The following is a 14,844-nucleotide window of genomic DNA, read 5'->3' on the forward strand; positions in this document are numbered from 1 at the left end:
CCGCGAACACTCTCACAGGAGGAATCCCGCTATGACGAACCCGGACCCGGACTCGCAGGCCGCAGGCCCCCAGAGGTCGGACCACATGCCGTCCCCAGTAACTCGGCGCGTGATCCTCGGCGCGCTCGGAGCCGCCGCGTTGAGCGTGGTGCCCCGCCCGCCCTCGGCGGCCGCCTCGGCCTCGGCCGCGTACACGCTGCTGTCCCGAGCCGGGTGGGGCGCGGACGAGACACTCCGGTACGCAGACGGTACGGAGATCTGGCCGCCCGAGTACTACCCGGTCCAGACCCTCACCGTGCACCACACCGACGACGGGAGCAGCGATCCCGACCCGGCCGCGGTGGTCCGGGCGATCTACCGCAACGACACGGTCGGCAAGGGCTACGGCGACATCGGCTACCACTTCCTGATCGACCGGAACGGCCTGGTGTACGAAGGACGTTGGTCCGGCACCGACGGCACGGCCGCACACGACCCCGCGGGCCGGCTCGTGACCGGCGCGCACGTCCAGGGCTACAACACGGGCAACGTCGGGATCGCCCTGCTGGGAACGCTGACGACCACACCCCCGTCGTCCGCCGCCCGCACCGCGCTCGTGCAACTCCTGGCCGACCTGGCCGCACGGCACGCGCTCGCTCCCAAAGGCAAGGTGCTCTACCTCAACCCGGTCAGCGGGGTCAGCCGCGCCGCGCCGGTCATCGGCGGCCACCGTCACTGGGCGGACACCGACTGCCCCGGCACGGTCTTCACCGACCTGCCCGCCATACGCCAGGAGGTCGCCGCAATTGTCCCGGGATGACCGACCCGCCTCCTCCGCGGCGCCAACTAGGCGGTAAGCGGCCCGAGTTGACCCGTTCCGATCTTGCCTTCACGGGGGCGGCGCGGCATTGTCGGCCGCATCGGGGAAAACACGCGTGGGGGGACCGTGCTGCGTATCCACTTCACCACGGAGGATCTCGCACGAACCCGCCTTGCCGCCAGACCTGACCCCTTATGGGAGATCGCCGTCAGCCTGCACCGCTTGCAGTCGCAGCTCGGACGCTGGGCCCACGCCGCCTGGTACCGCGACGCCCGCGACGCCATCGCCACCCGGCAACTGGGCGCCGAGGTACGCAAACTGCTCTTCCCGCTGTTCCCCCGCGCGACCTACTTCCCCGACTTCCTCACCCCGGCCGAGGCAAGTCGCGGACTGGACAGCGGACTCGACGCGATCCTCGACACCCCGCCGGCCAGGGTCCGCCACGAGATCGGTCTGCTCGCCCAGGTCAGGAACGTACCCGCGGACATGTACCGGCTGGCCGACCACGACGTACGCGCGGACCTGGTCGCGGTGCTGCGCAAGTACCACAACGCCGTCATCGCCCCCTACGCCGACCGCATGCAGGCCCGCGTCGACGCCGAGTGCGCCCGCCGGGGACGCGATCTGCTGCACGGCGGAGCCGAGGCGCTGCTCGGCGCACTGCGGCCCGCCATGCGGTGGAAGACCCCCGTCCTGGAGGTCGAGTACGGGGGAGGCCTGGACCGGGACCTGCACCTGGGCGGCCGCGGACTGCTCCTGATCCCCTCCTACTTCTGCTGGCAGAAGCCGGTCTCCTTCGCCGACCCGGACCTGCCGCCCGTCCTGCTCTATCCGCCGGCGCCGTCCGGTTCGGCGCCCCAGCCCTGCCCGGCCGAGGCGTCGTTGTCGGCACTGCTCGGACGCACCCGTGCCGCGATACTGCGCACGGTGACGCACGGCGCGACCAACTCCGAGATAGCCCGCGCCGTTTCGGTGTCCACGGCCAACGCCAGTCACCACACCACGGTCCTGCGCGACTCGGGACTCATCGCCAGCCACCGGCACGCGAACACCGTCCTGCACACCCTGACCCCGGTCGGCGCGGCACTCCTGCGCCTACCCGACCAGGACCGCCGCAGCACCCTGCAGAACAGCTGACAGCCCGACTCGCACAGGGCGAGCCACGGATCGGCCGACTCTTCGATCAAATCGCCGAGATGTGTACGCGACGCCGCAGAAGGCGGGACGGGTCAAGGCCGCACGGGCCCACTTCTTGGTCACACTCGAAGAACCCGTGCGGCCACTGGCACGTCACGGCTGCCTGCCGATGATCAATGGTGTGGTTCTTCTGCGGGAACTGTCCGAACTGGGAACTTCCCTGCAGAAGAGCAAACGCGGCCGGCCAAGCACCGGACCGGGCATCAGGGCCTCAGCAGTCCGCCCACCCACCAGTCGTGCGGCTTGCCGTCGTTGGCGATGCCGCGATCGCGCAGTGTCCCTTCGACGGCGAAGCCGAGTTTCTCGGCGACGGCACGCGAGCCGGTGTTCCCGGCCATGGCCCACCACTCGATGCGGTGGACGCCGAGGACGGCCCAACCCCAGTCGCACAAGGCCCGAGCGGCCTCCACCGAGTACCCGCGTCCGCGCTGTTCCTTGACCGCCCAGTAACCGAGCTCCCAAACGCCTCGGCTGACGAGGGTCAGGCAGTACGAGCCGACCAGAGCGTCGGTGTCCTTGCGGAACGCGCCGAGGGTGTAGTCCTTGTCCTCGGCCCACTGAGCGGGCAGCTTCTCGCCGACGAGCTTCTCCGCGTCCGCACGCCGGTACGGCACCGGCACCGGGGTGTAGAACTGGATGTCCTCGTCCTGGCAGGCTTCGTACACCGCATCCACGTCGGCAGGTGTGAAGGCCCGCAGCACCAGGCGGTCGGTTTCAAGCGTCACTGGATCCATCGCGGCAGTATGACCACCATCAATAAGCGGCAACCATCGAATATCCCGACCGAGCACCGCCCATCACAACACCCCCGAGCTGGTCAACGGCCGTCGCACATCCCAGATCAGCCGCCCCCGGGACAGAGCTACTCCCACCATCGATCGCGGACCGAGCCGTAAGGGCTGTCCCGCTAATCCCTGGCCGCCTAGGCGTGGGGCTGGCAGGATGACGGCCATGACCGCATACCGAAGGGCCGATGCCGCGTAGACGGCCTGGCGCCCTGCGCGCCCAGCAACATGGTCCTCGCGTCTGGGAGGCTCCGCCGCCGAGTCGGATCCACGGGCTCTCCGCCCTTACCAGCCTGGCGATACATCGGGTGGAGCGCCTCTCGGGTGGCTGTTACGTCTTTCCCGGGGCTACGGCCCTCGCGCTGCGGCGTTATCAAACGTTCTTGCAACCGCCAGGGCGGCGGCCCTTGTATCCCCAGGACGCGCACTGCTCGTGCCGCGGCTGTTCCTTCGGCGATGTGAGGCATGCCCGCGACGTCCTTGAGGAGGTTCTGCAACAGCTGCCCTCGCGGTCTCGCACCGAGCTGAAGCGCCGAGTGGCCTACCTGGACGCCGTCTACCTCGAGCGAACTTTGCCTGACCCCTTCGCCGATCGTCGGCAGTGGCGTGCTGACCTCTGGTGGCGTCGCCGCCTCACGGTAGGCGGGGAGGTCATGTGAGATTCGTGGGCCGATCCAGGACTGAGAGGATCACAGCGACTGGTGTGATCACGGCGTCGAAGTCCTCCTGGACAGCCCCGTTCACCGGTCTGAGCCCATGCTGCTTCGGGAAGCTGGTGACCATGCTGCGGCGCGAGGGTGCGGATGCGATCCGCAAGGGCCGGCCGTGGAGCCTTCCGCTGGAGGACCGGGAACTGCTGGTCGCGGCGTACTGGCGAACAAGCTTGACGATGCGCCAGATCGCCCCGCTGTTCGGGGTGTCCAAGTCGGCCGCGGACCGCATCATCGACCACCTCGGGCCGATGCTCGCCCTCCAGCCCCGCAAGCGGTTCGCCAAGGACACCGTGCTCATCGTGGACGGCACCCTGGTCCCCACTCGCGACCGCACAGTGGCCGAGCGGTCGAAGAACTATCGGTACTCCACCAACCACCGGGTCGTCATCGACGTCGACACCCGCCTGGTCGTCGTGATCGGCCGGCCCATGCCCGGGAACCGCAACGACTGCAAGGCACGGGAGGAATCAGGCGCCAGGGCCGCCGCCGGCAAGACGCTCACTTAGGTCTGCAGACACTTGACGAAGCGCCAGCACCCATTGTTCGGCGGCGCGGCGTACGCGGCCTCACACCCGCTCGGTGTATCGCAATCGAACACTGCGGTCACCTTCGGTGATCGCTCCCCAAGATCTGTGCCAGAACCGGCTTTTGATGTCATTCAAGTGCTGTGGGCGTCCTGCGAGCCGCGGTGTGGCAGTCCTGCGGCACTGGCAGATCGGGGGAGCGGACTGTTCCTGGTTCCCGCCTGCACTGTTTCGGGTGCGGGCTCCGGCCTTCGCCCGGAACCCGGCATTGTGAAATCATCAGGCGATGACCGGACCGAGCAGCGACGACGGCCGCACCTTCCGCCGGGAGACCGAGCGGGTCGTCAACGAGATCGCCCAAGGGCTCCGTACGTTGGACGCCGGTGTGGGCTGGTTCTCTGGCCTTGCCCCGGCGCGTCGGCAGGAGGTTCTGCAGGAAGTCGCCGGCTATGCGATGCAGGCGCACATTACTGCTGCGGACGGCCGTGCGGGGGTGGCGCGGTCCGGTGTGAAGCCCACGGCCAACCCCTCGGTGATGATCTGCATGGACCCGCCCCGCTACGGGTTCGCGGGCCTCCCCTCCGCCGAACACGTCACGGCGTTCCGCGTCCTCGTTTCCGTGTTCGCCGTTGCTGACACGCGCCGCCGCGAAACGTACTGCAAGGGCGACTGCGGACATGCATGGCACAACCTGCCGGCGGCGACCGAGCAGCCGTAGCATCGGCCATTCCGGCTCTGGCCGGGCTGGTTGTCGGGCGCTCCCTCTCGTGTGGCGCACGGTCAGCCGACCTGGGCTCGTTCGGTTTGGGCCTTGGTGCGAGAGGCGGCCCGCCGGACGGTCCTCCACGGCACGTTGTGCGTGCACTGAAGCGCCCGCAGTGACGTGCCCATCTGGTGATCCCGGCGGATCCCGCAGTCACGCACAGAGACACCCCTTCTCCGTTCACCCTTCGGTACCGGTTCCGGAGGCGTGTCGGCGATGGACGTAGCGGGCTTTGATGCCCTCTTCGACGCGGACGGCGGTCCCGCCTCTGTCCAGCCGACTCCTAAAATGCCCTGACTGCGGCGCACGCCAGGTGCGTCGAGGGGGAGGGGATCCAGTTCATGGTGAACAGACGTGGTCTGCGCGGAGGCTGGCGGTCGGGGGCGCTCCTGGTCGCCGCCGTCATGAGCGCTCCGTTGCTGTCGGCCGCGCCCGCGGCGGCCGTGCACGGTGCGGTGCCCGGTGACTTCAACGGTGACGGTTACCGCGACGCCGTGCTGCCCGCGCCGGGCGCGAACATCGCCGGCAAGGCGGGAGCCGGTGCCGTGGTCGTTCTCTACGGATCGAAGACGGGGCTGTCGACGTCCCGGCGGGCGACCATCACGCAGAACACCGCAGACGTGCCGGGCACGGCCGAGTCGAACGACGGGTTCGGCGCCGCCACGGCGACGGCCGACCTGAACCGGGATGGTTACGCGGACTTGGTGGTCTCCGCGCCGTACGAGGACACCACGCGGGGCGAGGACGCCGGCACGGTGACGGTCCTGTGGGGCAGCAAGTCCGGGCTGACGTCCGGCACCGACCTGCCGGCGACCACGGCCGGCAGGTACTACGGTCTCGACGTGGCAGCGCTGAGCGCCGGTCCGGGCGCGCGGACCGAGGTGCTTGTGGCCGGGTACGAGGGGGCGATGCGCTTCCGGGGGCCGTTCAGCCGCAGCGGCACCTACGGCTCGGCCGATGAAAACCGCGACACCGCATCTGTCGGAAGCGTCACCCTGGGCGACTTCGCCCACAGCGGCGTCCCCGACGAAGTAGTCCTCACCGTCCGGCTGAGTGACATCAGCGGTGGCGAGGTGTACATCAACCCCGTCTACGGCGGCGCACAGCAGGCGGGCAACGGGCTGATCGCGGCCACCGGGGACGTCAACGGCGACGGATACACCGATCTCGTGGTCGCAGACCCCGACGAGCCGGACCACGCCGGAGCCGACGGCGCGCTCGGCGGTCGGGTACTCCTGTGGTACGGCTCGGCACACGGCATCGCACGGGACACGAAACCCGTGCAGCTCACCCAGAACACCCCCGGTGTCCCTGGTGTGAGCGAGAAGGAGGACAACTTCGGCGGCGCCCTCGCGGTCGGCGACCTCAACCGTGACGGGCTGGCGGACATCGTGGTCGGCTCGCCGCTGGAGGACACGGGCAAGAGAAACGCCGGGCAGGTGACGGTCATCCCCGGCCGCCGAACCGGGGCCCTGGGCGCCGGCTCCTACGCCTTCACCCAGAACACCGCCGGAATCCCAGGAGCTGACGAAGCCGAGGACGCCTTCGGCACCACCGTGGCCGTCGGCGACATCAACAAGGACGGCAAACCGGAACTCTTCATCAGCGCCGCAGAAGAGAACAACTCCACCGGCGCCGTCTGGGTACTCCCGGGTGGCACCGACGGTCCCACCGCCAAGGGCATCATCATCACCGCCCCGTCCGTCGGCTTCCCGCAGAAGGACAGCACCCTGCTTGGCGGCAACGGACTCCTCGGAGTCATCTGAACGAGAGGAGACCGTGCCGCAAGCAGTGGCTCTACACGCCGCGCTCCGGCACGGGCCGCGGGCGCCGGCCCGGCGGGGGGAGGGCGGTGGGGGAAGGTGAGGTGCTCGCAGACCCCGCCGAACTCGGGCAGCGCCCCCTCTCCCTCTCCAGAGCGGGGAAGAACTGTTTGGCCCGGGGACTGGCGGGTGGTCTGCCAGATGCGGCCGGGGCTGCCGGCCAGGGCCCGGCGGATCATGCGTCGCCCGAGGCCCTGGCGGTGGTCGGGGCCGATGGAGATCTTGTTGATGCTGCCGACGCGGCAGGCGTCGCACACCACCCACACCAGACGGCCGATGTCGTAGCCGTCCCGGTCGAACACCCGCAGGTTCCGGTACACGGTCGGCCGCGGGGGCGGCCAGTACAGGAAGCGCACCTCGCGGTGCCGGGTGCTCAACCCGCCACCTCGCCGCCCTGAACGAAAAGGACCGCACCGACCGCAAAGAGTTCCTGACCTGCTGTCCCGAACTGGACACGGCCGCCGGGCACACCCGCTATTTCGGCGAGATCCTCAGCGGCCGCCAAAGCGCCGGCTGCCGGACGTGGATCACGTCAGTCGATGCCGGCCGGCTGCCCGGCCCGACCGGCTTCGCACTGCATCTGCTCAGAGACCTCGACGCCGCCACAGCCGGCCTCACCCTCCAGCGGAGCTCCGGCAGCGTCGAGGGCGCCGTGAACCACAACAAGAAGATCAAGAGGCAGCTCTACGGACGAACCGGTTGCTTCGCAAGATGATCCTGCTTCAGCGGATTCCCGCCGACCGGGCTCAGAGCTCGGCCGTCCAAACTCCGACCGGGTGCTCGCCGGGCGGCAGCCACAACTGCGGCTGCGAGTCTCGATGTCCCTGCTCGATTCGTTCTTCCCAGTGAAAGCGCCCGTTCGCGTCGGGCCATACCACCTGCAGGACTGGGAAGGGCGGCCGCCGGTAGAACCCGATGGCCTGCCCGAAGAAGGTCCGGTACCAGCGAAGATCGGCTCGCCTGAGCCCTACCGGTAGGTCACGGGCGACGCCTTGATGCTCCTGGCCGTCGGACAGGACCGCGCCTGAGGCCGCCTTCTCGCCGAGTGTGTTGAGCATGCGGTGCATGAGGTGGACATCGAGCCCGAACATCGCGAGCTCAGGTGCACCGTGCGCGTGGAAGAGGCCGATCGTGTAGGCGAATCCCGGGCCGATCTCGTCCTCGGGGACCATCGCGACGTGCCAGCCGTACTCCTGCACATTGCCGATGATCGTCCGCTCAACCCGGTCTGCGTCGTCTCGGTCACCGTAGTCGTGGCACAGGACGCATCGGCACTGGAATGGATCACCGGTCATGTGCGCAGAGTACGAGGTCAGCGTTGGAATCCGGCAGGCGGGCCCAGAAAGATCACCCCGTCCCACACCCGACGGAACGACCGACCGACAGGCGGGTCACCCGACCCGTCGGACAGGACCTGGACAGGTGAGCGGCCGGTTCACCGCGGTGTGTGGATCGCGGCTGGTGGATGTGGTGTTGCCGCGGCGTCGAGGCGCCGTCGCCCACACCGGCAGCCATGCACGATCCATGCGGCACCCGAACGCCGGTCCCGCACAGTGGGCGCATGACCGGCACACACCATCGGGGGACCTGCGTGAACGTTCAACTCCTCGGCTGTATCGAGCTGCGCACCGACCGCGGGGACCGGGTCTCGACCTCTCCCGCGGTGGGGGCCCTACTGGCCGCGCTGGCGTCGTCGCCCAACACCTTCGTGTCCGATGAGGACGTCATCGACCGGGTCTGGGATGACGCGGCGCCGACTTACCCGCGCAACGCGCTCTACACGTTGGCGACCCGGCTGCGGAAGGCGCTCCACGGCCTCGGCACCGGTGAGGTCGCGGGCGATGTGATCCGGCGGCGGGGAGGGTACGTCCTGGTGATCGACGCGGGAGCGGTCGACGCCTGCCGCTTTCGTGCACTCGTCCGGCAGGCCAGGGGCGCCGTCTCTCGGGAAGAGGACGAACAGGCGCTGAGCCTGTACGAAGAGGCGCTCTCCCTGTGGCACGGTGATCCGCTGTCCGGCATCCGGACGGGGTGGGCGGACGGAGCGCGCGTGACGCTCCGCCATGAATGGCGAGCCGCGGTGCTGAACAGCGCTGAGGTGGGGCTGCGATTGAACCGCCACGACGACTACCTGCCCCAGCTGCATCAGCTGGCCTCCCAGCACCCCCTCGACGAGAGGGTTGCCGGCCTGCTGATGCTGGCCTTGCACCGCAGCGGGCGTCAGGATGAGGCGCTGCAGTGCTTCCATCGGATCCGCTCCGAGCTGGTGGACGGACTCGGCGACGAGCCCGGGCGCGACCTGAGCGTCCTGCACGAGCGGATCCTGCGCAGGGACGAAGGCATTCGCACCGGCCGTCCGGCTCCGCACACCCTGGCATCATGAGCCGGCGGACGGCTCAGCGGTGACGTCGTCGAAGTGACGGGTCAGGTACATTTCAAGGCGGGATTCCGCATCGGCCGGCAGCTCCGGCCGGGGGCGGCGCCGTACCGGGCCCGCACGCCGCGCGCCCGGCTCGGTACGCCAGAACGCGGGCGTCCGGAGGTGGACCGGGGTGCCTATGCCGGCGAACAGGGCCTGGGCCTCATCCCGCACCGCCCGCGCGCGGCGGAAGTCGCCGCCGGCCTCGTGGATGGCGGCCCGGGTCATCAACGCCCTCGCGCACAAGAGCCGTTGGCCTGATTGTCCGGCGAATTCGACAGCCTGATCCGCTGAGTTCGCAGCCTTGTCGAGTGCGCCCGTCTCCAGCAGGGCCACGGCGGCGACCGTACGGATGCGCGGGAGCGTGAGGAGATTGCCCTCGGCTGCCATGCCTGCGGATCTGTCCAGGTGGGTCAGCGCGTCGCCGTATTGCCCGACCGCACAGCTCAAGGCACCGCGTATGAAGAGGATTTCGACGACTCCGGTGAGGTGGCCCGTCTCCTCGGCGATGCCCCTGGCCGTGTCGAGATGTTCGGCCGCCTCGTCCAGCTGTCCGGTGCGCAGTTTCACAGAGGCAAGGCCGACAAGGGAGTCCACCTGGCAATTCCGGTTGCCGACCTGCTGGGAGAGATGGAGTGCGTCTTCGTACGCCCGGATCGCACGGGCATCCTGCCCGGCGTCGCTCCGGACCCGCGCCAGCGTCTCCAGCGTCACCGCCTCCGCGTAGACCGAACCCGAGTCCCGCGAGGTGAGCAAGGACCTGCGCAACGCATCCTTCGCCTCGTCGAACCTTGCCTGCTCCTGCAGTACCAGTGCCCAGTTCACGAGGGCCATCGCGTGGATGTGGTCCCCTGCCGCGTCATCGGTGAGCGCCAGTGCCTGGACGATCGCCTCCTCGGCTTCGGCGAGCCGCCCAAGGGTGCCGTACAGGGAAGCCGTGTTGAGCAGCATCGTCTTCTCGGCGCCGGTCATGCCGAGGGTTCGGTAGATGGAGAGGGTGCGCTGGTAGAAGGGCGGCGCCTTGTGCGGCTCGCCCAAGAGCTTGAGAGTCACTCCCTTGCCCTGAAGGCACTTCGCCTCGCCGTACAGCCAGCCGGCTCGTCGGGCCAGGAGTTCACCCGTCTCGTACTCTCCAAGTGCCTCTCTCAGGTCACCGTTTCTCCACCGGGCATTCCCCATCGAGATGCACGCGGTGGCCTGACCAAGCGTGTCGCCCACTCGTTCGGCCGCTCTACGGGCGAGACGTGCCAGCCGTATCCAGTCGGAGAGCGGGCGCCGGTGGTGGAACAGGTCCTGCAGGGCGTCCACGAGCTGCCACGTATAGCGGACGGGGCCTTGCTCCGCCGCGTGCCCGATCACTGCCGCGATGTCGTCCCACTCACCGTCGAACCAGTCGACAGCCTCTTCCTGCGCCCGAAAGACGCGCGGGGTCGAGCCGTCGACGGCGGCCGGGCGGCTGTACGGGACGTACATGCCGCATGCGGCGGCCGCGTTGACGACGCTCTGCAGATAGTGGTCGAGGAGGCGGTCGACGGCCTTCCCCCGCTCCGCTTCGCCGTCCTCGGCGAACGCCCGCTCCCTGGCGTACTCGTGCACGAGGTCGTGCCAGGCAGGCCGGCCGTCCTCGCTGTTCCGCAGGAGATGGACGCGCTGGGCCAGGCCAAGGAGGTCGGCTGTCCGAGTACCGTCCAGTCCCGCGCCGGCGGCCACGGCGCCGACCGAGCGTCCGGTGCCCGGCACAAGGCCAAGTGAACGGAACACCCGTTTCGCCTCGCCGGGCAGCGTGCCGTACGACAGATCGAGCGCGCCCCTCACGGCAACGCTCTCCTCGCCTTCCACGTGCAGTCGCGCCAGACGCCCTCGCTCCGCGAGTTCCTTGACATAGGTTCTGATGCTCCCGGGCCGGTCGCCGATCCAGGAGCCGGCCACGCACAGCGCCAGCGGCAGACGGTCACAGAGTTCGACCAGGCGGGCGGCGGCCTCCGGGTCGGCGACGACCTGCGGACCCACCGCCGCGCCGAGCAGTTCCAGCGCCTCACCGCTGTCCAGCAGATCGCAGAGCACCCGATGAGCACCGTCCAGGGTCACCAGCCCGCTCAGTTTGTGCCGGCTCGTCACCACGGTCAGCGATTCGCTGGAGGCGGGCAGAAGGCGTCGTACGACGGACGCGTCCGCAACGTCATCGAGAACGATGAGTACCTGACGCTCCGCCAGAAGGGTTCGATACAGGGCGATTTGTGCCTCAAGGCCCAGCGGGATGTCACGCGGTGCGCTGCCCAGTCCCTGCAGTAGCAGCGGGAGGGCCTCCTCCGTGGTCATGGGCTCCGCGGCGTCGAACCCCCGCATATCGAGGAAGAGCTGTCCGTCGGGGAAGTTGCCGGCGATCCGGTGCGCCCAGTGCAGGGCGAGGGCCGTCTTCCCGGCCCCCGCCGGCCCCACGATCAGGGCGAGTCTCTCCGCAGCCAGCTGGGACGCGTCGAGTTGACGCAGTTCCGCGTTCCGCCCGACGAAGCGGCGGGGAGCACGTGGCAGTTGGCGGGGCACACGCCGCTCCTGGGCGGCCGTGGGCACAGCCGTCGCGGCGGCCGCGGTCTCCCCGGTCAGCAGGCGCCGGTGCAGGGCCTCCAGTTCGTCGGAGGGATCGACACCGAGTTCGTCCACCATCCTGCGGCGCAGCGCGGTGTAGACGGACAGCGCCTCGGAGGTCCGGCCGTCACGTTGCAGGGCGCGCATCAGCAGGGCGTGCGGACGTTCCCGGAGCGGGTACTCCGCGGTGAGACGGACCAGCTCCGCGACGGCGGCCGCAAACCGGCCCAGCCGTAGATCCGCCTCCGCTCTGCCTTCCAGGGCGGCGATGCGCAGTTCGGTGAGGCGCCGGCGTTCCGCTTCCATCGTCGGCAGGTCCGGGAGGGGGTCGCCCCGCCACAGGGAGACGGCTTCGTCGTGGCAGCGGTACGCCTGTGCCCACGCACTGCTCGCCGCGGCTTGCGCACCCTCCCTGACCAGGTCCTCGAAGACGAACACGTCGACCTCGGACGGGGCCGCCCGCAGCACGTAGCCGGGCTGCTGGGTGGCCAGCAGGCCGGTGCCGGCCGGCCCGAGGGCGCGGCGCACCTCGGTGACCAGCGACCGCACCCGGGCGGCCGATGCACCGGGCAGGACTTCGCCCCACAGGCCCTGGGCCAGCCGCTCGACCGACACGACTCGGCCGGCGTGCAACAACAGCACGGCACACAAAGCCCGTTGCCGGCCGGTGAGGGCGACGGCGTTCCCGTCGAGCCGGACGTCGAGAGGGCCGAGCAGGCGGAACCTGGGCTGGATTCTGGGCACCAGCAGAAAAATAGACCAGCATCACCTCGCGGGCAATGAACGTCCTGTCAGCTCCCGCGGAGCCGTTCGCGCACGGCTCGCCCCACCCGGCGTACGCGGCCCGCGTGCCGCCTCCACCACAGCCGTGCCCACAGGGTCTGCAGCGCGGCCAGAACGAGCACGGTGGTCAACGCGTCGAGGCGGACCCACCGGTCGGCGGAGCCCGACAGGACACCGAGAGAACGGTGGAACAGCGGCCAGGTCACCTCGGTGAGGGCGCGAAGACCGAGATACACGCAGGTCGCCGTGCCCGCGACCACTGCCAGCGCGTACACGTTCAGCCAGCGCCGTTCGGCGGCGGGCAGGGAACGAAGAGGGTCCTCGGCGGAACGTCCGCACAGACGCGCCACGGCATGGCGCAGTCGGCGTCCCGTGTCGCCGTACAGATTCCGGCAGCCTGTCAGGTCCTGGACGACGAAGTACAGGTCGGTGCGCATGAACAGCAGGCACTGGCTCGCCAGCGCGGTGAGCAGCGTCATCATGATCACGGGCAACAACGCCCAGTCGGCGCCGAGGCAGCGGGCCAGGAGGCAGCCGCCCCACACCATCCCGTCCACGGCGATCCCCGACAGATAGACCGTGAGGCGTTCCCTGCGGCTCTTGAGCCAGATCCCGGACACCTCCGTCTGTGCCACGAGGAACTGCAGACGCGTCCCGAGACGGATCCGCCCGGGCACACCCGCGGCACGGGCTGTCATGAGGTGGGCCATCTCGTGCAGAGCGATCAGGCACACGGCGACCGTGCTCTGCACCAGCACCGTGAACGTGCCGTACTCGCTCCACAACAGTTCTCCCCAGGCCGGAAGCGCTCGTGGCCGAGACAGCGCGGTGAGCAGAGCCACGACCGGGACCAGCAGGGTCAGACCCTGCAGGACCGGGCTCATGACCCAGCGCACGTGATGCGGGCGCAGCCGGGGGAAGGACACGGCTGGCGCCTTCGCCGCGAACCGGCGGCCGCCGATGGACGCCACCAGTCCGGCCTCCGCAAGCCGCTCCACGAAGGCGCGGACGTCGACGTCACGGCCGGTGTCCGCACGCAGGCCGCGTCTCGTCTCCTCGACCGTGTTCCCCGCCGCCAGCAGTCGAACGGCGGCCATACCGATCTCGGGCAGAGCGACGATCTGCTCGCCGCCCTGCGCGCCGACGATCCACTCGCCCCGGTCACGGCGGAATTCCAGCGCGCGCAGGACGACGGTCGCCTCGCGGTCGTTCGCGGACGGTGTCACCTTCGCCGCTCCGTCACGAACCGCACAGCGAGCACTCCGGCCGGGCCGGATGCCGTACGTCGACCACATGGTCGGGGGCGATCAGATTGATACCCCGCACATAGCCCGGTGAGCGCCTGCCCGTTCCCGTGAGCAGCGAGATCGCCTCGTAGGCGATGAGTTGTCCGGAGATTCCCGCGGCCGGGGCGAGCACCCCCGTACTCCCCAGGTCCGGGTGCCAGCCGGGTTTGAGTTTCGCCTCTTCTCCCGCTCCGACGCATTCGAAGCAGGGACCGTCGGGCCCGTACACACCGACGGTCACCAGCGGGCCGTTGTATCCGGCGGCCACCCAGGGAACGCCCAGGGCGGCACACACCCGACTGGTCATCTTGGCGATGAGATCGTTGCGGGGTTCGTCCGCGCACAGGACGAAGACGTCGCAGCGCGAGACGAGTTCGGCGAGCGCGTCCTCGGTGTCGGCCTTGCGGATGTCGCAGGTGAACGAGCCCGCCGAGTTGACCGAGCGAAGACGCTCGACGGCGACCTGTGCCTTGGGCCGGCCGAGGTCGGCTTCGCCGTACAGGACCTGCCGGGTCAGATTGGACACCTCGACACGGTCGGGGTCGACCAGGTGCAGATTGCCGACGCCCGCGGCGGCCAGCGCCCAGGCCGCGTGGCTGCCGGTTCCGCCGACACCCAGAACGCTCACACTCGCTTTCTTGAGCCGCAGTTGCAGCTCCCACGGATCGCTGCCCGGCCGCAGGTCGACACGGCGGAAGTAGGTGTGGTTGCGGCTGTAGCGCTCCAGCTCGTCGTCGGTGAAACCCTCGGGGCGGCCGTCCGCGGCCGCGTCCTCCACATATCCGGAGTTCAGCAGCGCCTTGACGACCTCGTGCGCGCCGTCGGCACCCAACCGCGGGTGGCGCGCGGCCAGTTCGGCCTCGACATGCCCGACCGGGGCGGTTCCGTCCATGAGGCTCAGCGCTTCCCAGACCCAGCCGCCGGGATCGGTGATCTCCGCCGCGATTCCGTACAGTTCGCCCCCGATCCGGATGGTTCCGTCGTCGAACCGATGGGCTGCGTGCTCGGGCTTCACCCGTGGTTGTCTCACGACCACCTCGCTTCTTGGGGTCGGGGGGGGGGGGGGGGGGGCCGCGCCCCCCCCCCCCCCCCCCCGCGCCCGCCGCCCGCAACGGGGTGTTTGGTTGGTGTGGGGGGGTTTTTGGGGGGCGGGGATAGAGTTATTA

10 protein-coding genes and 1 pseudogene are annotated in these 14,844 nt (G+C 69.6%); 6 read left to right on the forward strand and 5 right to left on the reverse strand.

What is annotated here, in order from left to right:
- The first annotated feature begins 85 nt into the window (after positions 1–85).
- Both ACH4S8_RS41870 and ACH4S8_RS41875 read left to right on the forward strand, forming a co-directional pair.
- Positions 86–799, forward strand: coding sequence for a peptidoglycan recognition family protein (locus ACH4S8_RS41870; protein WP_398404006.1), 714 nt, complete (start codon positions 86–88; stop codon positions 797–799).
- A 126-nt stretch (positions 800–925) separates the two neighbouring features.
- Positions 926–1,936 (forward strand): ArsR/SmtB family transcription factor, encoded by a 1,011-nt coding sequence (locus tag ACH4S8_RS41875; protein ID WP_398404008.1) that lies wholly within the window; start codon positions 926–928, stop codon positions 1,934–1,936.
- 263 nt (positions 1,937–2,199) lie between these two features.
- On the opposite strand, the gene ACH4S8_RS41880 is transcribed toward ACH4S8_RS41875, so the two are convergent.
- Positions 2,200–2,730: a GNAT family N-acetyltransferase gene (locus tag ACH4S8_RS41880; protein WP_398404010.1), complete on the reverse strand. Its 531-nt coding sequence runs from the start codon at positions 2,728–2,730 to the stop codon at positions 2,200–2,202.
- 739 nt (positions 2,731–3,469) lie between these two features.
- On the opposite strand from ACH4S8_RS41880, the pseudogene ACH4S8_RS41885 reads away from it, so the two are divergent.
- The 3 genes and pseudogenes from ACH4S8_RS41885 to ACH4S8_RS41895 form a co-directional block, all read left to right on the forward strand.
- Positions 3,470–3,997: pseudogene (locus ACH4S8_RS41885) on the forward strand (transposase family protein); the annotation flags it as partial.
- Positions 3,998–4,304: 307 nt separating this feature from the next.
- Complete coding sequence (locus ACH4S8_RS41890) at positions 4,305–4,736, forward strand: DUF5958 family protein (RefSeq protein ID WP_398404012.1); 432 nt, start codon at positions 4,305–4,307, stop codon at positions 4,734–4,736.
- A 386-nt stretch (positions 4,737–5,122) separates the two neighbouring features.
- Complete coding sequence (locus ACH4S8_RS41895) at positions 5,123–6,547, forward strand: FG-GAP repeat protein (protein WP_398404014.1); 1,425 nt, start codon at positions 5,123–5,125, stop codon at positions 6,545–6,547.
- Between the two features lie 803 nt (positions 6,548–7,350).
- Here ACH4S8_RS41895 and ACH4S8_RS41900 read toward each other — a convergent pair.
- Positions 7,351–7,899 (reverse strand): DUF4262 domain-containing protein, encoded by a 549-nt coding sequence (locus ACH4S8_RS41900; RefSeq protein WP_398404016.1) that lies wholly within the window; start codon positions 7,897–7,899, stop codon positions 7,351–7,353.
- Positions 7,900–8,165: 266 nt separating this feature from the next.
- Between ACH4S8_RS41900 and ACH4S8_RS41905 the strand changes: the two genes are divergently transcribed.
- A complete protein-coding gene (locus tag ACH4S8_RS41905) occupies positions 8,166–8,987 on the forward strand; it encodes a BTAD domain-containing putative transcriptional regulator (RefSeq protein ID WP_398404018.1) in 822 nt (273 codons plus the stop codon).
- Here ACH4S8_RS41905 and ACH4S8_RS41910 read toward each other — a convergent pair.
- The 3 genes from ACH4S8_RS41910 to ACH4S8_RS41920 are packed head-to-tail and all read right to left on the reverse strand — an operon-like array spanning position 8,982 to position 14,708.
- Positions 8,982–12,353: an AfsR/SARP family transcriptional regulator gene (locus ACH4S8_RS41910; RefSeq protein WP_398404020.1), complete on the reverse strand. Its 3,372-nt coding sequence runs from the start codon at positions 12,351–12,353 to the stop codon at positions 8,982–8,984. The two genes, ACH4S8_RS41905 and ACH4S8_RS41910, sit on opposite strands and share 6 nt — an antisense overlap.
- A gap of 47 nt (positions 12,354–12,400) precedes the next feature.
- Positions 12,401–13,618 carry a hypothetical protein gene (locus ACH4S8_RS41915; RefSeq protein WP_398404022.1) on the reverse strand — a complete coding sequence of 406 codons (1,218 nt, stop codon included), beginning with the start codon at positions 13,616–13,618 and terminating at the stop codon, positions 12,401–12,403.
- Positions 13,619–13,631: 13 nt separating this feature from the next.
- The gene (locus ACH4S8_RS41920; protein ID WP_398404024.1) at positions 13,632–14,708 is read right to left on the reverse strand and encodes a HesA/MoeB/ThiF family protein; all 1,077 of its coding nucleotides are present in this window, start codon (positions 14,706–14,708) and stop codon (positions 13,632–13,634) included.
- Positions 14,709–14,844 lie beyond the last annotated feature (136 nt).

It is taken from the genome of Streptomyces sp. NPDC021080 (assembly GCF_044333225.1).
GTDB lineage: Bacteria > Actinomycetota > Actinomycetes > Streptomycetales > Streptomycetaceae > Streptomyces.